The organism is Novosphingobium mangrovisedimenti, assembly GCF_025153475.1.
GTDB classification, from domain to species: Bacteria; Pseudomonadota; Alphaproteobacteria; order Sphingomonadales; family Sphingomonadaceae; genus Novosphingobium; species Novosphingobium mangrovi_A.
The window spans coordinates 48,416-68,273 of record NZ_JANZXA010000007.1 but is presented as its reverse complement, the minus strand read 5'-3'; the positions used below and the strand labels follow the sequence as shown (position 1 = coordinate 68,273).

The following is a 19,858-nucleotide window of genomic DNA, read 5'->3' as shown; positions in this document are numbered from 1 at the left end:
GAGAAGAAAGATGGATGGCACTTCGCGCGAAAAGGGGCTGGCCATCTTTGGTGAGATCTTCGGCGAGGACATGGCCCGCGTCACGCGTGAGCACATGGCATCGAGCACCGCATTCGGCGCCAAGCAGTCCGAATGGACGATCGACTTTGCCTTTGGCGAAGTCTGGTCGCGCGATGCCCTGTCGCGCAAGGCGCGCAGCTGCGCGGTGATCGGGATGCTGATTGCCCAACGTGCGTACGACGAGCTCGTCTATCATACCCGGACGGGCATGAAGAACGGGTTGAGCCGCCGGGAAGTGGAAGAAATCTTCTACACGGCCATTCCCTATTGCGGGTTTCCCGCAGCGCAGAATGCCAAGAAGGCGATGCTGCAGGCTTTTGCCGAAATGGATGGTGAAACCGACGCGGACTGACGGCGTGGCTGGCAACGGTTTGGCGCCTGCAGCGGCGATCGGTATCGCCAAGTCGGGATAAATGTATACTATATAGCAGGACTTCCTGTTTTCCCGGAGCAGAGGAGGCGCATCTGGTGAAGTCTGCGCGCGGTCTCTCCTTGCTAATTTGATCCTCTGTGTATCATATATGCGCGGTTTTGTTGCGGGAATTGACTGGGGAGGCAGTAGCTTTGTCGCAGGCCTGCGGCAGGAAGGCCACGCGCATTTGACAAGTGTCTAGATGTGTACGAACCATCGGAATTGGAATTGACGCAACTAATTTGAAGCGATGATTCGAAACTGAGGAACATTCATCTCGATTCCGAAAAATCGGAACGGGCAAGCCGCCAGGAGCGGCAGAAGAAATTGGGAATTAACAGGGAGGGAATGCATGAAACTACACCACAGGAGGATTCTGCTTGCCGCAACCGCGCTGGGCGGATTCGCGGCCGCCCCGGCGATGGGGCAGTCGGTGGCTCAGGGCAGCGCCAACGACATCATCGTCACCGCGCAGCGTATCGAGCAGCGCCTGCAGGACGTGCCTATTTCGGTTACCGTCTTCAATCAGGACCAGATCGACAACAACGCCGTCAGCAACATCAAGGACCTTGCCCAGTACACGCCGGGTCTTCAGGTCAACAATCGCTACGGCGCGGACAGCACCAACTTCTCGATCCGCGGCTTCACGCAGGAACAGCGCACGACCGCCACGGTGGGCGTCTACTTCGCCGACGTGGTGGCGCCGCGTGGTTCGGGCGCATCCTTTGGCGGTGACGGTGCGGGGCCGGGCGCGCTGTTCGACCTTCAGAACGTGCAGGTCCTGAAGGGGCCGCAAGGCACCCTGTTCGGTCGTAACTCGACCGGCGGCGCCGTGCTGCTGGTCCCCAAGAAACCGACCGACGTGCTCGAAGGCTATGTCGAGGGCACCGCCGGCGACTACGACCTGCTGGGCGTTCAGGCGGTCCTCAACATTCCGCTCGCAGACACCTTCAAGGTTCGCCTCGGCGGCGAGCACAAGGAGCGTGACGGCTATCTCAGGAACATCGGTAACCTTGGCGATGGCCGTTACGGCAGCAAGGGGATGGGCAACCTCGATTACTGGACGTTCCGCGCCAGCGTGGTGGCGGACCTGACGCCCGATCTCGAGAACTACACGGTTGCCACGTACACCAAGTCGAAGAGCAACGGCACGATCCCGAAGATCCTCGATGCCTATGCCGGGGTCCTGTCCTCGGGCATACCGTTCGGCGACATGGCCGATGCGCAGTATCAGCGCGAGGCGGCATACGGTCCCTGGACCGTGTCCAACCGCTTGCCGGACTCGCAGTCGACGATCGAGCAGTGGCAGATCATCAACAAGCTGACCTGGCAGGCCAGCGACAACATCACGGTCAAGAACATCCTGTCCTACGGTGAATTCCGCGGCAAGACGAACCTCGACCTGTTCGGCACCTACTTCCTGCGCCCCGACGTGCCTTATGGCACCGAGACCTCGGGCAGCCAGGTGACGGGTTTTGCCTTCACGCACATCAACCCCTACACCCGGCTGACCAATGCCCAGTCGACCTTCGTGGGCGAGCTTCAGGTTCAGGGCGTCTCGGACAGCGGCCGCCTCAACTGGCAGGTCGGTGCCTATTCCGAGATCAGCGATCCGCTGGGCAAGTCGGGCGTGCAGACGGCGACGTTTTCGGCCTGCAACGACATCGATGCCTACGATTGCTCGTTTCAGATCCTGCCGGACTACATCGCGCCGGGCGTGAACGGCTATTTCTCGTTTGGTTCGATCAACGGTCAGCTGTCCAAGACCAAGTTCGAGGACTACGCGGTTTATGGGCAGGCCAGCTACGACATCACCGACCAGCTGAAATTCACCGCGGGCCTGCGCTACACTTGGGACAAGCAGACCACGGACGTCCAGCAACTGCGCCCGCGTCTGGCCCAGGGCATCTATTTCTGCGGCTCGCCGATCGGTGTTTCCAATACTTCGGGCACGACCGTGACCGCGACGACGCCGTTCCCGATCAGCACGATCTACAATGGCTGTCACGACATCCAGAGCAAGAAATCCAAGGCACCGACCTGGCTGGTCGGCCTCGATTACAAGCCGATGGAGGACCTGCTCATCTACGCCAAGTGGACGCGCGGTTATCGTCAGGGCGGCCTGTCGATCTTCAGCCCGGACACGACGCAGCCCTACGACAAGGAAAAGGTCGACACCTACGAACTGGGCCTCAAGGCCAGCTGGCGCGGCGTGGTGCCCGGCAGCTTCAACATCTCGGGCTTCTACAACGACTTCACCAACCAGCAGTTGCTGCTGGGCGTTCAGGATCTGCTCCCGAACTATGACGAGGATGGGAACTTGCTCCCCGTCGCGCCGCCGAGCGCCTCGATCGTGAACTCGGGTTCCTCGACGCTCCAGGGCTTCGAGGCAGAGCTTAACCTGCGGCCTTTCGACGGCATGCGTCTCGGCGTGGCCTATGGCTACCTGAAGACCAAGATCAAGGAACTGGTCGCGCCGACTTTCGCGCCAGGTTCGCCGTATGACACGGTTACCCTGCCGAACGTGGGTGACCCGATCCCGAATGCGCAACCGCACAAGTTGACGGTATCGGCCGCCTACACGCTGCCACTGCCGGAATCGGTGGGTGACATCACCCTTGGCGGCACCTGGATCTACACCGGCAAGTTCCGTTCGGTGGCCGATGGCTGCCCGACCGCGACGACTCCGGGCTGCCCGTTCGCCAACCCGGGCGCGGGCATGGTGCCCAGCAGCAACGTGCTCAACCTCAACCTCAACTGGAACAACGTTGGCGGCATGCCGGTCGATGCGGCGCTGTTCGTGACCAACGTCACCAAGGAAGTGGTCATTCTCAACATCAACGAGAACACGGCACGCGGCTTCCGTTCGGGGCTTCTGGGCGAACCGCGCATGTGGGGCGTTCGTCTGAAGTATCGCTTCGGGCAGTAACGACCGACTTCTCGATACGCGATGACAGGGGCGGGCCTCGGGAGACCGGGGCCCGCCCTTTTCACGTGTGCAGTATCATGCAGGCGCCATGGCTCTCGCTTCGCGCTCCCTGCGGCCCAGCAGGAGCAGCAGCGAGGAACCGACCAGCACGCCGGTGCCCGCCGTGACCAGGAACTGGTCGAAGGTGCCTGTCCGGGCCAGCGTCCAGCTCAGGTAGAGGGCGCCTGCGCCGTTGGAGAGGGCGGTGGCTGCCGTCAGCAGGCCGAGCACGCTCGAATAGATCGTGGTGCGGAAATAGCGCGCCACGAGGAAGGCCAGCACGTCGCCTTCGGCGCCGACGGCAAAGCCGAGGCAGAATATGGAGAAGGTGACGATGCCCATCGTATCGTTCGGCGATGCCAGTATGAACAGGCCGACCGCGGGCAGCACCATGGTCACGAAGGAGACGATGTGCGGGGGCAGCCGGTCGAGCGCAACGCCGGTCAGGAAGCGTCCCAGGAGCATGCCCACCGCCAGCGTCGTGAACATCACCGCCGCGTCTTCGCCCGACACGCCGTTGTCAAGCACCAGCATCTTGAGCTGGACCAGCACGAGCGTGAGCGGAAGGTTGCACAGCAGCATGGCCCCGAGCAGGATCCAGAACGGGGGCGAGCGGAAGATCACCGGATAGTCGTCGCGCGCACGGCGGCGGATCGGGGCGGGCGCCTTCTGTGCGGCCTGTTCGTCGGCTTGGGCGGCGCCAGCCCGCTCGGGCGGGATCAGCAGGAAGGTGACGATCCCGGTCACCGTCACCAGTAGCGCCATGGCGCGATAGGCGGCCTCCCAGCCGTTCGCCTCGACATAGCCATTGAGAAGCGGGCCGCCTACGGCGCTGAAAACGGCAGGCCCGCAGGCGATGATGGCCAGTGCCAGGCCGCGCGCGTGAACCACGTGCTGCACCGCGAGGCGCGAATAGACCGTGGCCGTCGTCGTTACACACACGAAGGTCTGGATGACGTAGAAGACCGCGAACAGCGCGAACGATCCGCCGCACAGGCTGAACCCGACAAAGGTGAGCGGCATGCAGACCAGCCCGATCGCGGCCGTGAAGCGCACGCCGATCACGTCCGCCAGACGGCCGATGAACGGCATGGCGATGGCGGTCAGCACGCCGAGAGTGCCGATCATCGCGAATTGCGCCTTGGCCCAGCCGACATCGGCAACCAGCGTCGGTGCAATCGCACTCGTGACCGTGCCGGCGATGGACATTCCCGTGCCCATGCCGAGTGTGGCGGCCAGGATCGGGCGCCACGCCGCGAAAATTTCCGACAAGTAGGCCAAGGCTGAATTTTCTCCCGTTCCATGTTTTGAACTACCGTTCAGCTTGGCAGAAAGGCACGCAGGCGGGAAGCGCATTGAGCGGCCATAGCGCCCACACGTTTGTCGGCACCGACGGGCTGGGCGGCGAGGCGTCGCTTCTTCTAAACCAAGCGCTTGCTACATAACTGATGGATGGCTATCGTCGCGCATGAAACCGGTGCGTTCGAGGTCGCCGGAAAGATGGGAGAGGGCGATGTTCGCCACGCAGGTGTTCAAGGGCGTTCGGGTTCTCGAACTCGCGCAATTCGTTTTCGTGCCGGCGGCCGGGGCCATCCTGGCCGATCTGGGCGCGGACGTGATCAAGATCGAGATGCCCGAGGGCGATCCCTACCGCCGGCTCAAGATCACCGACGGGCGCCAGACCAAGTCGGCGAACCTCGCAATGGAACTGAACAACAGGGGTAAGCGCTCGATCGCCATCGACCTGAAATCGGATGAAGGCCGCGCGCTGTTCCTGAAGCTGGTCGAGACGGCCGACGTTTTCCTCACCTCGATCCGTCCGGCGGCGCTCAAGCGGCTGGGGCTGACGCTCGACGTGCTGCGCGCGCGCAATCCGCGCCTGATCTATGCCCATGGCAACGGGCTGGGCTTTCGCGGCGAGCAGGCCGACCGCGCTGGCTACGATGCCTCATGCTTCTGGGCGCGGGGCGGCTTTGCGCACATGCTCTCCACGCCCGGTCAGCGCCCGACCCGGCCGCGCCCGGCGCTGGGCGATCATGCCGGCGCGATGAACGTGGCTTTCGGCATGGCCTCGGCGCTGTTCCATCGCGAACGCACCGGAGAGCCGAGCGAGGTGGAAATCTCGCTGCTGTCGTCTGCCATGTGGATTCTCTCGGCGGACGTGACGATGGGTGCGGCGCTCAGCGACGAGCAATTGGCCAAGCTCGCCAATCCCGGCCGCCATGCGCTCACCAGTGCCTACGAGACCGCCGACGGGCGCTATCTGCAGCTCATGTTCCTGGACCCCGAACGCTACTGGGGCGAACTGTGCCGCCGCACCGGGTGCGAGGCGCTGCTGGACGATCCGCGTTTCGCCAGCGTCGAGAGACGGGTCGAGCATGGCGATGCGCTGCTGGCCGCGCTCGATGCGGCCTTCGCCTCGCGCACGCTCGATCAGTGGCGCGAGGCCTTTGCCGGCTGGGACGCGCCGTGGGAAGTGATCCAGAACCTGCGCGAACTCGTCACCGACCCGCAGGCATCCGCCAACGATGTGCTGTTCGACGTGACTGTCGAGGACGGCACGCCGGTTACCGTGGTCTCCGGGCCGGTCTCGTTCGGCGGCAGCCCGCTCCCGCCCGAGCCGAAATGCGCTCCGGGCATGGGGCGGGATACCGCCGAACTATTGCGCGAACTCGGGCTGTCGGACGAGGCGATTGCCGATTGTGCCGGGCGCGGTGTGGTGACGGGCGTGTCCTGACTTAGACCTTCGCCGGTGCCACCACGCCGGTGCATTGGCCAAAGCCGATCGACACTGCGCCGTCGGCCGTGAAGCGTCCCGCCAGCGAGAGTTCGTCGCCGTCCTCGAGGAAGGTGCGCGTCTCGCCGGTGGGCAGCTCGACGGCGTCCTTGCCGTTGCGGGTGATCTCCATGAGGCTGCCCTGCGAGCCATGCTCGGGTCCCGAGATCGTGCCGCTGCCGAGCAGGTCGCCGGTCTGCATCTGGCACCCGTTGGATGCGTGATGCGCCACCATCTGGGCGATGGTCCAGTACATGTTGCTCGCCGGGCCATGGCTGAGGCGCATCGGGGCGATGTGCTTTTCGCGCATGGCCGCGCTGCTGAGATAGACTTCCAGATCGAGCGAGAAGGCACCTTCGCGCAGGTCGGCCTCGTCCCACAGGTAGGGCAGGGGCTGCGGATCGCCTTCGGGGCGCGGCGGCTGGGCGCGGCGGAACGGTGCGAGCGCTTCCAGCGTGATGAGCCAGGGTGAAACGGTGGTGAGGAAGTTCTTGGCGAGGAACGGCCCGAGCGGCTGGTATTCCCAGGCCTGGATGTCGCGCGCCGACCAGTCGTTGAGCAGAGTGAGCCCGGCGACGTGATCGAGTGCCTCGCCGATGGGAATCCGCGTGCCGAGATCGTTGCCGGTCGCCATCCAGACGCCCAGTTCCAGCTCGTAGTCGAGCTTCGCGATCGGACCGAACGAGGGCGCGTCCGCCGTGGGCGCCTTGGTCTGTCCCTGCGGGCGGATCACCTCGGCTCCGGTGGGTCGGATCGTCGAGGCGCGGCCGTGATAGCCGATGGGCACGTGCTTGTAGTTGGGCAGCAGCGGATTGTCCGGGCGGAACAGGCTGCCGATGTTGGTGGCGTGGTGGATGCCCACGTAGAAGTCGGTGTAATCGCTCACATGCGCGGGCAAGTGCATCTGTACCTCGGCCATCGGCACCAGCATCGGCTCGACTTGCGCGCGTTCGGGCGCATCCTTCGCCAGCAAGGCCGAGATGCACCGGCGCAGCGCGCGGCGCGGCTCTGCGCCGAGGGCAAGCATGGCATTGAGCGAAGGAGCCGCGGCGGCTTCGGCAGCGTCTGCCGCAGGGCCTTTGAGCAGCCCCGACAGCGCCAGCTTGCCGAGGTCGAGAATCATGTCGCCGATCGCGACGCCGCCGCGCGGGGCATCGCCGCCGCGCGAGAACACCCCGAGCGGCAGGTTCTGGATCGGAAAATCGCCATGCCCGTTGGCGCTTTCGACCCAGGATTCGCGGGCCGGGTCGTGGGTCTCGTCGATCAGTATGGAGGGCATTTCGGGGACAACCTCTTGTCGTTCGCCTGGGGGGAGGAGGCTCTCTACAGAGTCAAATCCGCCTGGTCACGGGGGAGTTCTTTTGCGTGCTTGCCCAAATCAATCGGTTGCAGCTAATCAAGTGTCTATGACAACGACTACACCGTCGCCCCGCAAGGCCTCCCGAACCAAGACGAAGCCGACCATCGCGCGCATTCGGAGTGCTGCTCGCAAGGTGTTCTATGCCAAGGGGTTTTTTCCTGCTTCGGTTGAGGAAATCGCCGAAATGGCGGGGGTTAGCCGGGCGACTGTCTATCTTTATTACCGCAGCAAGGACGAGATGCTGCTCGACCTGATGCGGCAGGATCTCGAATACCAGCTGGAAATCTACGCCGAGCTGGTGACGGTCAGGCGGATCAGCTTGGCCGCCGTGCGCAAGTGGCTGCTGCGGCTGCGCGGCGAGCAGGAGGAGCGGCGCAATTCGCTCAACCTGTTCTGGGCCGGCGCCAACCTGCAGACCGACATCCTCGATCCTGTCTATCGCCATCACGACAACATCATCGCCACGCTGGGGCGGCGTTTTCCCGGCTTCGATCTCGATGCTCTGCCACGCGAGCAGCGCGAGCCGCGGCGCATCAAGTGCTACATGATGCTGTTCATGATCGAAGGCACCACGGTGCAGATCACCGAGGACGGGCCGGGACCGCGCGTCAAGGTGATGGTCGACCAGCTTTCGCGCACCTTGTTGCATTTCCTCCAGCACGGCGAGGTCATGACTTCTCCCCCGGAATGACATTTTCCGGAACGCGGCTTGATCGTCCGCTGCCCAGTCCGCATGAACATGCGGGGAGGGCGTGCCGTTGAAACCGCCATATGAAAATGCCGTCGTGGTCGTGACCGGAGCATCGACCGGCCTTGGCCGCGCCATTGCCGTGGGAGCTGCCGATCAGGGCGCGCGCGCGGTCGTCATCAACTTTGCCAGCAGCGAGAGCGAAGCGCAGGAGACCGCGCGGCAGGTTCGCGTGCTCGGCGCCGAATCCGTGATCGTGCAGGGCGATGTCGGCAACGATGCGGATTGCATCGCGATTGCCGAAGCCGCCGCGCCGTTCGGCCGGATCGATGCGTTGTTCTGCAATGCGGGGAAGACGACGAAGCCCGCGCATGCCCACCAGCTCGACAAGCTGAGCGGCGACGATTTCCTCGACGTCTACCGCGTCAACGTGGTGGGCACGTTCCAGACCGTCCGGGCGTGTCGCCATTTGCTCGAACGCTCGGGCCGGGCCGCCATCGTCGCGACGTCGTCGGTTGCGGGCGTGACGGGCAATGGCTCCTCGATCGCCTATTCCGCCTCGAAAGCCGCGCTCAATACGATGGTTCTGTCGCTTGCGCGTGGCCTTGCGCCGAAGATCCGGATCAATTCGGTGGCGCCGGGGTTCATGGACACGGTCTGGTTCGACAAGCTGGGGCCGCATCGCGACAGGATCCGCGAATCGGTGATCGAGCGCACGCTGCTCAAGGTCGCCTCCACGCCGGAAGACATTGCCGGGACGGCCCTGTTCCTGGGCAGCGAGGCGGCATGTCGGGTTACCGGCGAGACGCTGATCGCCGATGCCGGCCTGAGAATGACAGGCGGCTGACTTATTCGGCCGCGTCGCGGCCGACGTCGTCGTCTGAAGCGGGCGCGAGCTCAATAGGATCGGACAGGCGGATGCCGTCGAGCAGGTCCGCCGTGGCGTCGCGCACCTGCAACATGAGTGCGCGGGTGCGGCAGTCCTTTTCGTCGAGGCAGTTCCTGCAGGTCTCGTGCGCAAAGCGGCTGGCGCAGGGGACAAGCGCCAGCGATCCGCGCATGGTGCGGATCAGGTCGCCGTAGGTGATGTCGATGGGCGAAACCCCGAGCCAGTAGCCGCCATCCTTGCCGCGTTGTGAAGCGACGATGCCGACACGCGTGAGTTCGGACAGGATCACGGTCAGGAACTTGGCCGGGATGTTCTGGACCGCGGCGATTTCCGCAAGCGGGACCGGGCCCTGGCCATAGGCATCCGCGAGGTGCTGCATGGCCCGGATCGCATAGCGTGTTTTCTGCGAAAGCATGGCGGGGAGAAATCTCGCAGGAAGCGTTATCCCCTGTCCATGCTCTCAATGGCCGCGCCCCGTCAAGCGGGGTGCATGCCTTTCTCAAGCGATCTGGTAGATACGCTCGATGTTGGCCTCTGTAGCAGGGTGTCCGGGCCGTTCCTTGCCCGCGATCGTGGTGCGGTGCATCACGCGGCCTTCGTCGGTATAGGGCACCACGCGGTGCATCACCCCCTGGTTGTTCCAGATCACCAGATCGCCTTCGGACCACTTGTGCGTGTAGACGAAGTCGGGCTGCGCGGCCCATTGCTGAAGGCTCGTCAGCAGGGCGCGTCCGTGGGGACCGGGCATGCCGACGATGCCATCCGCATGGGTGCCCAGCAGCAGCGACTTGCGTCCGTCCTCATGCGTCCACACCAGCGGCTGTTCCATGACCGCGGCCATCGCCTTGTAGCGTGCGCGGCGTTCCTCGCTGGGATGGCCATGGACGGGACGCACGGCCGCCTCGACCGAGTGGATCACGGTGAGGTTCTCGATCTCGCGCTTTTCCTCCTCGGGCAGCTTGTCCCAGGCGGCATAGAGATTGGCGAACTCGGTGGCGCCGCCGCTGGCCGAGAGCGTGCGCGCCGAAAGCACCGTGGCCTTGGGCAGCGGCTGGTCGATGGTGATGCCATCGATGTGCCAGAAGAAGGTGCCCAGTACATAGTCGGGCTCGGCATTGAGCTTGCGGTCGAGCGTGATCTTGTAGACGTCGGGCGTTTCCGCATCGGAGCCGGGCACCTGGCGGGTGAAGTTGACGCGATCGCCCAGCTTGTCGGTGAAGGCGAGCTGGAGTTCGTCGGAAACGTTGATCCGGGGGAAGACCAGCACGCCGCGTTTTTCCAGCTCGGTGCGGACGGTCTCGATGGTCTCGTCGTCCAGCAGGTGGTCCTGCGAGACGTGGACGATGCCGCCGATCAGCGGTTTTGCGGGCTCGACAGTGATGGACATGACGGTGCGCTCCTCTCCCAGGGATTATGTTGCTGTACAGGTGTACAGTCTGCGCGTGTCGACACCGCTTGTCCATGGCTTTTTGGAGCGTCTGCGGAGACATTGGTCGCCGTCGCCATGCTCCGGTTTCGGGACACGGAACCATGCCTGCGGCGGTTGGTTATTCCAGGCAGCATGTAATTTGCCGGAGAAAAACCCATGACACTTCTGTTCATTCTGCTTGTCGGTGGAATCATCGGCTGGCTTGCCTCGATCGTGATGCGCACCGATGCGCAGCAGGGGATATTCCTCAACGTGGTCGTCGGCGTGGTCGGTTCCGTTATCGCCGGCATTCTCATCACGCCGCTGATCGGCGGAGCGCCGATCACCAGCGGCTCGTTCAACCTGATGTCGCTGATTGCCTCGTTCATGGGCGCCGTGATCCTGCTGGCGATCGTGAACCTGTTCCGTCGCGGTTCGGTGCGCTGATTCCAAGGGGCCGCTTCGTCTGGCGAAGTGGCCCCGCAGGGCGGGCTCATTGGACGCATGGGCTGGTTTCGTGCCGTGTTCCGGCCCGAACGGCGTTGAAAATCCTCCTGCGAAGTGAAAAATGCCGTAATCGCCGGCTTGAATTGTCGCGGGGGACAACAGACATAGGCGACCGTGCCTTTCAGGTGCCGGCGGCGTCCCTGCCGCAACGGCGCCTTCGCCAAGCGTTCGATAACCTGAACAGGGAAATTTGCCATGACCATTGCCTTGATGCCGCTGCCCTACGCGCAGGATGCGCTTGAACCGCACATCTCCAGCAAGACACTCGAGATCCATCACGGCGCGCACCACAAGACCTACGTCGACAAGCTGAACGCCGCGATCGAGGGCACGGACAACGCCGGCAAGTCGGTGGAAGAGATCAGCAAGTCGGCCGCGGGCCCGCTCTTCAACAACGCTGCTCAGGTCTACAACCACGGTTTCTACTGGCATTCGCTGAGCCCCGAGAAGACCGCGCCCAGCGAAGCGCTGGCCGCTGCCATTACCGCTGAATTCGGTTCGATGGACGCGCTGCTCGAAGCGCTGACCAACGAAGCGGTGAACCACTTCGCTTCGGGCTGGGCCTGGCTGGTCGTCGACGGCGGCAAGCTCAAGGTCATCTCGACCCACGATGCCGGCACTGCGATCACCTCCGACGTGAACCCGCTGATCACGATCGACGTCTGGGAGCATGCCTACTACATCGACCAGATGAACAAGCGTCCGGCCTACGTGAAGGCGGTGCTCGAGAACCTCATCAACTGGAAGTTCGCTTCGGAGAACTTCGACCGCGGTACGGCCTGGACCTATCCGGGCTGATCCGTCTCGCGAGCGCCGCGTCCGATAGCGGGCCGGCGCCGGACAATGCGGCTTACCGGGAAGCCACCCTTTCGGGGGTGGCTTCTCTTTTTGTGTGCGGGCCGTGCAAACTTTGGCTGTTGTGCGGCATGGGGCGAGGCTCCATGCCACGGCCCGGGACCAAGTACGGGGGAAATCATGTGAATCGCGCCTGGTGGACGCTGGGGCTTGTCGTCAGCAGTACGATCGTCGGTCTGATGGGCACGGACCTTGTCCTGCCTGCGGTCCCGCACTTGCCGGAGGCGCTGGGCGGCGATCCCGCGCGGGCCCAACTGGTATTGGCGGCCTATGTCGGCGGGAGCTGCATCGGCCTGCTCGGCTTCGGTATGCTGGGCGATCGCGTGGCGACGCCGCACCTGTTCATCGGTTCCTTGCTGGCCACGGCCATGCTTTCGCTGGCCTGCGGGCAGGCCCCCACGATCGGGGCGCTGATCGCGCTGCGCGTAGTGCAGGGGATTGTTGCCTCAGGACCCGCGGTCTTCGCGCCCGGGATCATCAATGCGATGTTCGACGAGGAAGGCGCGGTCAAGGCGATCGGCGTGCTGGCCAGCATCGAATCGCTCGCGCCGGCGCTCGCTCCGATTGCCGGTGTCGCCTTGCTGGCGCTGGGCGGGTGGCAGCTCTCGTTCGAGGTGATGTCGGGGCTGGCCGTCGTGCTGGCCGTCCTGCTGGCGTTCACGGCGAAAGTGCCGCAGGTCAGCCGCCGGAGAAGCGGGAGCTTCCTGGCCCTGCTGGGGGACCTCACGTTCTTGCGCTACGCCTTCAGCCAGGCTTTTGTCCTTGGCGGGCTGCTGGTGTTCGTCTTCGGCATGCCTGCAGTTTTCGTGCGCGTCCATGGCGGGACGCTGACCGACTTCATCGTCATGCAGGTCTGCGGGATCGCGACGTTCATGGTGGCGGCTAACCTGACATCGCGCCTCGTTGCGCGCATGGGGGCCGAACGGGTCATCGCCATCGGAACCTGGCTGGCTGCAGCCGGGGCTTTCGCGCAATTCGGCTACGCGGTGATGGGCGGCCGGTCGGCGTGGGTGATCACTGCGCTGTTCGTCCCGGTCAATTCCGGGCTCGGCCTTCGCGGGCCGCCGGGCTTCTTCCGCGCCATCCTCGCCTCGCACGGAGACGATGCACGAGGCAGTGCCCTCGTGATGCTGTTCGTGCTCGGCGTCGCCGCGATGGGCACCGCGCTGGTTTCCCCGTGGATCGAACGCGGGAGCATACCCGTGGCGGGCGTGGCGCTGGTGCTCCATGCACTCTCGGTGGCGTGCCTTTCGTTCCTGCCGAAGCTGCCCGAGGCGGGCGCCCGGGCGTAAGCAGCGGCTGCGTTCCCGAGGGGAGGCGCAGGTTTGCCTACCCTGTGCGCGAAGACGTCGCGCCGGTGCGGGGATGGGTGTCCAGTATTCGCGCCAGATCGGCGCGCGCGCGGGCCACGCGGCTCTTCATCGTACCGATCGGGCATTCGGAGATCGCCGCGGCTTCCTCGTAGCTGAAGCCGGACGCGCCGACCAACAGCACCGCCTCGCGCCGCTCGGGGGTGAGTTGCTGGAGCGCGGTTTCCATGTCGCCCAGGTGGAGCGGCGCTTCCTGGTCGGGCTCCATGACCAGCAATCGTTCGGCCGCGCCCTCGTCGAAAGCGGCCTGCCGCTTGTTGCGGCGCAGTTCGGACAAGTAGTGGTTGCGCAGGATCGCGAAAGTCCAGGCGCGCATGTTCGTGCCCGGCTGGTAGCGATCGCGCGCGCTCCATGCCTTGATCGCGGCTTCCTGCACGAGGTCGTCGGCGAAGTCGGGCCGCCCCGACAGGCCGCGCGCGAAGGCCCGCAAGTGCGGCAGCACGGCGAGCAATTCCGCACGGAACCCCTCGTCGGAGGGGCAGGTTCTGGTCCGTTCAGTCATCATCGCTGTCATCCAGCTTTTTCAGGAGATCCTGAAAGCTGTCCGGCAGCGGCTCTTCTATCACGGAGTTGTAGAGCTTTCTCAACCCTGAGGCCCAGCCGGGTTCGCCGTCCTCGCGTGGTTTGCGGACGTCGGGCAGCAACTCATGCACTTTCCCGCAATTCTTACGTCCACTGGGCTGATTCAACACAAGCTCCCTTTCGCCGACCATCCTTGCTGCGCGACCGCGGGGCGGTCAAGCGCCGGTGCGTCGCCGGTGCAATTTCCGGCAATTCGCGGGCGCTTCGCACGGCAAGGCCTATGAAATCGCTCGCCCTTGGAACAATCGGCTCGCTTCAAGGTTCCCCGGGATGCAAAGTGTTGTCATAGGGGCGCCCGATGCGCGTGTGGGGATGCCGGCAGGCAGGTGCGGGAGACTGGAAATTGCGGGGTGATTGACCAGGCTCTGCTCGACAGGGTGCAGAAGCAGGCGTGGTTCTACAAGTACCCGCGCGGCTGGCCCTTTTTGCTGTTCATCATCGCCAGCATCACCACGGCGGTCTCGGTCATGGCGATCGAACGCGCCGACGGGCAGACGCGCCAGGTGGAACTCGACCGCAACCTGACCGAAACCGCCTCCGCGCTGCAGCGACGGATTACCGAGAACATTGCCTTGCTGCGCGCGGGCGCCGCGCTCTTCGCCACGCAGACGGACGTCTCCGAAAAGCAGTTCGGCGAATTCGCCGACGACCTGCAGGGGGACGGCAAGCTCTACGGCTCGCTGGGGATCGGCTGGGCACCGCTTGTGCCGGTCGATGACCTCGCCAAGCTGGAAGTGGCAATTCACGATGCGGGCAGGCCGTTCTTCGTGACCTATCCACGTCCCGATCCCGATGCCGATTACGCCACGCCCATCGTCTACCTGCAGCCCTCGACGGCGCACAACCGCCGCGCCATCTCCTTCAACATGTACTCCGAAGCGGTGCGGCGCGCGGCGATGGACAAGGCCATGCGGCTGGGGCGGCCGGTTGCCTCGGGCAAGGTCCATCTCGTTCAGGACAGGAACAACCCCGATGCGGCCGGCTTCCTCATCTACATGCCGGTGGAGAGCAACGCGGGCGGGCGCACGAAGGTGAAGGGCTTCGTCTACAGCCCTTTCCGCGCCGACAATTTCCTCAATTCGGCCGGGGAACTCTACCGCAACAACCGCATCGAGGTGGCGATCTACGACGATCATGTCGCGCCCGATACATTGCTGGCAGAAACGCGCGCCGAAGGACAATCGGGCACGACGATGGAACGGCGCATCGACGTCGGTAACCATTCCTGGGTTGTGCAGGTGAGCGACAAGAAGGGCGGGGTGCTCTCGCCCCTCGCGCGCATCACCCTGTTCTTCGGGGCGATCGCCTCGCTGATGGTCATGGCGATCGGTCGGCTCATCACGCGCCGCGCGGCGGAGGACCGCAGGGTGCTCGAATGGCTCACCAGCCAGGCGGCAATCCGGAACTCGCTGACGCGCGAATTGAACCACCGCGTCAAGAACACGCTGGCCAACGTCCTGTCGATCGCCGCGCTCACGCGTCGCCGTTCGCACGATCTCGATGAATTCACCGAAAGCCTGACGGCCAGGATACGCGCGCTTTCTGCCACGCACGACCTGCTCTCGCAGTCGGACTGGGGCAATGCCGCGATCGGCGACATCGTGCGTTCGGAACTGGCCCCCTACATGGACGGTAACGAGAGCCACGTCGAAATGTCGGGCCCCAGCATCAAGCTTGCGCCCAACGATGCCATGTCGCTGGGGCTGGCCATCCACGAACTGGCGACCAATGCGGCCAAGTACGGCGCGCTCAGCACGATAGAAGGGCGCATCCACATCACCTGGATGCTGCTGTCGCCCGACTGTGCCGAGATCTATTGGCGGGAAGAGGGCGGGCCTCCGGTCGACGAGCCGGAGAAGCGCGGCTTCGGGCGTGACCTTATCGAGAAGATCGTGGCGCACGAACTCAGGTCAGATGTCGATCTCCAGTTCAATCCGGGCGGCGTCGAATGCCGTCTCAAGGTCCCGGTCCGGGCGGCCAGGGAATTCACCTTGCGCGCGGAAAAGGCCCCGGAATAGCGCGCGGGGCTTCGTTCCGAGGGGGGTGTCCAGACCTGGAAGGCAGGCCGGAACAGGGTGGTATCGATAAATTATACCGTGAAAACAGAATGGTAGGTGGGTTTAAGGGAATCTACGCAGATCGGCTTTCCACCCCCTCAACGATGCGATGGCAAACGCGATGCATGGGGCGATTTTCAACGTACGAGTTCAAGGAGCGAAAAAAGCCCATGCCATCTGCCGATCGCATTGCCGAGTGGCTCTCGGAAGTCGACAACATTGCCTTGTCGTCGACTGTTGCCACACCGGATGCCCAGGCCGGCTATATTCGCGCCATGGGCATGCTCATGCGCGTGCGTCCCCAGGGACTTACGGGCAAGCGCATCAGCCCGGCACGCGAGGCGGACGTGCTGCGTCTCGTCGCGTCGGGTGCCTTCGAAACGGCGGCGCTGCGTCTGCTGCCGCGCGAGGCGCGGGTCATGACCTCGACGCCGGGGCCGGGGCGGCATCTGGCCACCGTCCGGCTCGAAGGCCAGCATCGCGATTCCACGTCTTCGGGCAGCACTTTCGCGCTGGCGCTCGTCAGTGCCTTGGCGCTCTCGATCGTCGATCACTATCACGAACTGGCCGGCAGCCTGCCGACGTCCTGAGCAAGCCTGATCGCTTCAACCCAGCGGATTGCTCGACCGGAAGAACAGCGCCTGGCTGATCGCCGCGCGCACCGTGGCTTCCTGAAACGGCTTGGTGACGAGGTACGTCGGCTCGGGACGTTCGCCGGTCAGCAGGCGTTCGGGATAGGCCGTTATGAAAATCACGGAAACGTCGCCAAGCTGCAGCAGGTCTTCCACCGCATCGATGCCCGAACTGCCGTCGGCGAGCTGGATGTCGGCGAGGACGAGGCCGGCGGGGGAATGCTCGAAGATTTCCAGCGCCTGCCCGCGCGTCGCCGCGGTTCCGACGACGGTGTGGCCCAGATCGGAGACGAGGCCTTCGAGTTGCATGGAAATCAGCGGCTCGTCCTCGATGATGAGGACGCGGGTCTTGCTCTCGTTCTCGATCTCGCGGATCGCCTGACTGACCAGGGCTTCCACTTCTTCCTCCGGAAGGCTCAGGACCCGGGCTGTATCCGCTGTCGAGAATTCCTCGACGGTCGTCAGCAGCAAGGCCTGGCGGTGCGTGGGGGCGATGGTCGCCAGCCGGACATTCGCGGCCTGTTCAGGCGTTCCTGCACGGGTTCCGCTCGCATCCGGCGGTTCAAGGTGGCCGGTCGTCCAGATGCGCGTGAATGCGCGGTAGAGCGCGGCACGGCTGTCGGCAATTTCGTGGCGCAAAGCGCGGTCGGCAAGTGCGGCTTCCAGGGTGGCGCGCACATAGGTGTCGCCTGACTGCTGCGAGCCGGTCAGGGCGCGGGCATAGCGGCGCAGGTACGGCAATTGCGAGGCGATCTGCTCAGAGACGGGCATGGAAATTCCTCAGGCCTTGGGATCGGAGTGTTGCATGTATGGCGTGCGATGTTTGCGGGCTGCCCCCCCGAAGACCGTGGTCTGACTCCGGGGCCTGTGCAGGGCAACCGGAAATTTCGATGTCGGATTCACTTTTCCGGGAACCAAGTCCGTTCCTCCACGTTCTGATCGTATCACCACTGGCTCCCCCATCCCCCCCGCGACCGGTGGTGACCCGATCCCGAGGCCTCCGTATCTTCAAAGCATACGGAGGCCTCAAAGTTTCCCGGGTGCACTTGTTCCGGTCGAGGCCTGAAAATTTTCCGGCCGGATTCTGGCCTGTGCTGTCCAGGATAGTAGAATATCCTGATAATCCAATAGACTATTGTCATTCTTCCGGGGTGTCCCGGTGCCGGTGGGGAACTTTTTCCCGGCGGGGTGCGTTTGTCGGGTAACTGGTCACATTGGAGGGTCCCGCATGTCCGCAGCGTCCGAAGCCGAAGTCCAGCCCGATGCGGCGCCAGCAAAGGCACTCAGCGACAACCAGTTCCGACAGGCCTTGGCAGATGTCGCGCCGCATCTTCGCGCCTTTGCCCGGGGGTTGTGCGGTTGCCGTGATCGCGCCGACGATCTGGCGCAGGAAGCTATGCTGCGCGCCTGGGCGGCACGCGAACGCTATGCCGCGGGCACGAATTTCAAGGCCTGGACTTTCACGATCCTGCGCAACCACTTCTATAGCGAAGCACGCCGGGCGCGTTTCCATGGCGAGTACGACGAACTGGCTGCAGAGCGTATCCTGTGTGCGGAAGCCAGCCAGGAAAGCGCCATCGAGCTTGCCGACGTGATCCGCGCGCTGACGGCCATTCCGGAAACCTATCGGGAAGCGCTGGTGCTCGTTGCCGCGGGGAACCTTTCCTACGAGGAAATCGCGCAGATTTGCGGTATTGCGCTGGGCACGGTGAAGAGCCGCATCTGCCGGGCCCGGGCGATGCTGGCGAATGTCATCGAATCCGGGCAGCTTCCCGACTTTCGACACAACTTTGTCCTTACCGGCGATGCCATCGGCGCCTTCTTCGGAGAACTGGAGAAGATCGCGAATGGCGAGGTGCGCGGAACAATCGCGGCCTGAGCCCTGACGAGGAATATGGCACTTTGGATTCTGCGATAGTGGCAGGCTGCGGAAAGGTCCTCATAGTCGAGGACGAGTTCCTGGTGGCCTTGCAGTTGGAAGACATTCTCGAAGGAGGCGGTCACGCAGTGGTGGGTACCGTGCCCGACCAAGCCTCCCTCGGTACGCTGAGCGAAGCGCCCGACGTGGCGCTGGTCGACCTCAACTTGCGAGACGGGTTGACAGGGCCGGCGATCGCCCGCCAGCTGGCCGGTACCTTCGGGGCGCTGGTGATCTATGTAACGGCCAATCCCGCGCAGATCGGCACGCCTGCGCCGACGACGGTGGGAGTCGTGCAGAAACCCTTCACCCGCCAGTCGATCCTCCGCGCGATTTCCTTTGCCCTTGCCGGATGCCCGGCCTCCGAGCGGCCGGTGGAACTGGAGCCGGTGAGGTGCAGATGACCGGGCCGGTCGCAAAAGGGCTGCAGAAACAACCGGTCGGCAGATCTTCCGTTGTCATGTCGCGGGTTTTCCGGTTTGCCTGCCAGAAGGCTTCTTGAGGAATCCGGGAATGCCGCATCCGACCACACCATCCATGCCGGCACCGTGCAATTACCTGCTGGAGGCGCTTCGTCCCGCCGACAGATCGCTGATCGAAGCCCGCTGCGTGGAGCGTCGGTTCTATGCCGGCGACGTCATTCACCAGCCGGGAGACAATCTCGAATACTGTTATTTCCCATGCGGTTCGGCGCTTTGTTCGCTGCTCGTGGAGCTCGATTGCGGGACCGAGGTCGAGACGGTGCTGGTTGGCCGGGAAGGTGCTCTCGGTGGCGTCGTCAGCCACGGCGCTCTTCCTGCCTATGCCCGCGCCCGCGTGGTGCACGAAGGCGATTTCCTGTGCATGGCGATGGCTGATCTCGACGATGCCAAGCGCCAGTCGCCGGCTGTGGCGTGTCTCTTTGCCCGCTATGCCGATTGCATGATGGCGCAAGTGTTCCAGTCGATCGCCTGCAGTGCGACGCACACCATCGAGCAGCGCGCCGCGAAATGGCTATGCATCGCCGTGGACCGGGTCGGCTGCAGCGAGGTGCCGATGACGCAGGAGCAACTCGCTTCGGTCATGGGCGTCGGGCGCAGCTACGCCAGCAGGGTCCTCCAGCGCTTCAAGCACGACGGGCTGCTGCGCACGCGTCGCGGTGGTTTCGAGGTGCTGGACGCCGCGAAGCTCAGCCATCGGGCATGCGGCTGCAAGGACCGTGTCGATGCCCATTTCGAAAGCGTTCTGGGCGGCGTTTATCCTGCCGGATCATCCCGTTCGACGATGATGTGAGACGGCGAGTTGCACTGACTGAAAAATGTCACGGCAAAGACACTGAAATGCCATGGAACTTGCGCGATACTGACATCAAGGTTCCCTAGCAAAGTCCCGCTTTT

At 64.1% G+C, this 19,858-nt stretch carries 20 protein-coding genes; 13 read left to right on the top strand and 7 right to left on the bottom strand.

What is annotated here, in order from left to right; all coding sequences use genetic code 11:
* Positions 1-10: 10 nt before the first annotated feature.
* Both NZK81_RS11600 and NZK81_RS11595 read left to right on the top strand, forming a co-directional pair.
* A complete protein-coding gene (locus tag NZK81_RS11600; RefSeq protein ID WP_260046246.1) occupies positions 11-412 on the top strand; it encodes a carboxymuconolactone decarboxylase family protein in 402 nt (133 codons plus the stop codon).
* Between the two features lie 412 nt (positions 413-824).
* Entirely contained in the window at positions 825-3,401 is a 2,577-nt protein-coding gene (locus tag NZK81_RS11595; RefSeq protein ID WP_260046245.1) for a TonB-dependent receptor, read from the top strand.
* Positions 3,402-3,476: 75 nt separating this feature from the next.
* Here the strand turns inward: NZK81_RS11595 and NZK81_RS11590 are convergent, their stop codons facing one another.
* Positions 3,477-4,721 (bottom strand): MFS transporter, encoded by a 1,245-nt coding sequence (locus tag NZK81_RS11590; RefSeq protein ID WP_260046244.1) that lies wholly within the window; start codon positions 4,719-4,721, stop codon positions 3,477-3,479.
* A gap of 232 nt (positions 4,722-4,953) precedes the next feature.
* On the opposite strand from NZK81_RS11590, the gene NZK81_RS11585 reads away from it, so the two are divergent.
* Positions 4,954-6,177: a CaiB/BaiF CoA transferase family protein gene (locus tag NZK81_RS11585; protein ID WP_260046243.1), complete on the top strand. Its 1,224-nt coding sequence runs from the start codon at positions 4,954-4,956 to the stop codon at positions 6,175-6,177.
* A 1-nt stretch (position 6,178) separates the two neighbouring features.
* Here NZK81_RS11585 and fahA read toward each other — a convergent pair whose 3' ends face one another.
* Positions 6,179-7,495, bottom strand: a complete 1,317-nt coding sequence (fahA, locus tag NZK81_RS11580; protein ID WP_260046242.1) for a fumarylacetoacetase — start codon at positions 7,493-7,495, stop codon at positions 6,179-6,181.
* Here fahA and NZK81_RS11575 point away from each other — a divergent pair.
* Complete coding sequence (locus NZK81_RS11575) at positions 7,485-8,267, top strand: TetR/AcrR family transcriptional regulator (protein ID WP_311202089.1); 783 nt, start codon at positions 7,485-7,487, stop codon at positions 8,265-8,267. The two genes, fahA and NZK81_RS11575, sit on opposite strands and share 11 nt — an antisense overlap.
* A gap of 67 nt (positions 8,268-8,334) precedes the next feature.
* A complete protein-coding gene (locus NZK81_RS11570; protein WP_260046240.1) occupies positions 8,335-9,111 on the top strand; it encodes an SDR family NAD(P)-dependent oxidoreductase in 777 nt (258 codons plus the stop codon).
* A 1-nt stretch (position 9,112) separates the two neighbouring features.
* On the opposite strand, the gene NZK81_RS11565 is transcribed toward NZK81_RS11570, so the two are convergent.
* Together NZK81_RS11565 and NZK81_RS11560 are read right to left on the bottom strand one after the other, a co-directional pair.
* On the bottom strand, positions 9,113-9,568 hold the full coding sequence (locus NZK81_RS11565; protein ID WP_260046239.1) for an RrF2 family transcriptional regulator: 456 nt from the start codon (positions 9,566-9,568) through the stop codon (positions 9,113-9,115).
* An 84-nt stretch (positions 9,569-9,652) separates the two neighbouring features.
* Complete coding sequence (locus tag NZK81_RS11560; protein ID WP_260046238.1) at positions 9,653-10,540, bottom strand: TauD/TfdA dioxygenase family protein; 888 nt, start codon at positions 10,538-10,540, stop codon at positions 9,653-9,655.
* Positions 10,541-10,738: 198 nt separating this feature from the next.
* Here NZK81_RS11560 and NZK81_RS11555 point away from each other — a divergent pair, with 198 nt between their 5' ends.
* From NZK81_RS11555 to NZK81_RS11545, 3 genes are all read left to right on the top strand, one after another.
* Complete coding sequence (locus NZK81_RS11555; RefSeq protein ID WP_260046237.1) at positions 10,739-11,008, top strand: GlsB/YeaQ/YmgE family stress response membrane protein; 270 nt, start codon at positions 10,739-10,741, stop codon at positions 11,006-11,008.
* Positions 11,009-11,263: 255 nt separating this feature from the next.
* The gene (locus tag NZK81_RS11550; RefSeq protein WP_260046236.1) at positions 11,264-11,866 is read left to right on the top strand and encodes a superoxide dismutase; all 603 of its coding nucleotides are present in this window, start codon (positions 11,264-11,266) and stop codon (positions 11,864-11,866) included.
* A gap of 179 nt (positions 11,867-12,045) precedes the next feature.
* On the top strand, positions 12,046-13,215 hold the full coding sequence (locus tag NZK81_RS11545) for an MFS transporter (protein ID WP_260046235.1): 1,170 nt from the start codon (positions 12,046-12,048) through the stop codon (positions 13,213-13,215).
* Positions 13,216-13,252: 37 nt separating this feature from the next.
* Here the strand turns inward: NZK81_RS11545 and NZK81_RS11540 are convergent, their stop codons facing one another.
* Complete coding sequence (locus NZK81_RS11540) at positions 13,253-13,795, bottom strand: sigma-70 family RNA polymerase sigma factor (protein WP_260046401.1); 543 nt, start codon at positions 13,793-13,795, stop codon at positions 13,253-13,255.
* On the bottom strand, positions 13,788-13,982 hold the full coding sequence (locus tag NZK81_RS11535; RefSeq protein ID WP_311202088.1) for a NepR family anti-sigma factor: 195 nt from the start codon (positions 13,980-13,982) through the stop codon (positions 13,788-13,790). Before NZK81_RS11535 ends, NZK81_RS11540 begins: the two co-directional genes overlap by 8 nt.
* A gap of 243 nt (positions 13,983-14,225) precedes the next feature.
* Between NZK81_RS11535 and NZK81_RS11530 the strand changes: the two genes are divergently transcribed.
* Both NZK81_RS11530 and NZK81_RS11525 read left to right on the top strand, forming a co-directional pair.
* Complete coding sequence (locus NZK81_RS11530) at positions 14,226-15,893, top strand: CHASE domain-containing protein (RefSeq protein ID WP_260046234.1); 1,668 nt, start codon at positions 14,226-14,228, stop codon at positions 15,891-15,893.
* Between the two features lie 209 nt (positions 15,894-16,102).
* Positions 16,103-16,522, top strand: coding sequence for a hypothetical protein (locus NZK81_RS11525; protein ID WP_260046233.1), 420 nt, complete (start codon positions 16,103-16,105; stop codon positions 16,520-16,522).
* Positions 16,523-16,537: 15 nt separating this feature from the next.
* Here NZK81_RS11525 and NZK81_RS11520 read toward each other — a convergent pair whose 3' ends face one another.
* A complete protein-coding gene (locus NZK81_RS11520; RefSeq protein ID WP_260046232.1) occupies positions 16,538-17,335 on the bottom strand; it encodes a response regulator in 798 nt (265 codons plus the stop codon).
* Positions 17,336-17,792: 457 nt separating this feature from the next.
* Here NZK81_RS11520 and NZK81_RS11515 point away from each other — a divergent pair, with 457 nt between their 5' ends.
* From NZK81_RS11515 to NZK81_RS11505, 3 genes are all read left to right on the top strand, one after another.
* Positions 17,793-18,443, top strand: a complete 651-nt coding sequence (locus NZK81_RS11515) for a sigma-70 family RNA polymerase sigma factor (protein ID WP_260046231.1) — start codon at positions 17,793-17,795, stop codon at positions 18,441-18,443.
* A gap of 38 nt (positions 18,444-18,481) precedes the next feature.
* Positions 18,482-18,886, top strand: a complete 405-nt coding sequence (locus tag NZK81_RS11510; RefSeq protein ID WP_311202087.1) for a response regulator — start codon at positions 18,482-18,484, stop codon at positions 18,884-18,886.
* Between the two features lie 109 nt (positions 18,887-18,995).
* Positions 18,996-19,754, top strand: a complete 759-nt coding sequence (locus NZK81_RS11505) for a Crp/Fnr family transcriptional regulator (RefSeq protein ID WP_260046230.1) — start codon at positions 18,996-18,998, stop codon at positions 19,752-19,754.
* Positions 19,755-19,858: the final 104 nt, after the last annotated feature.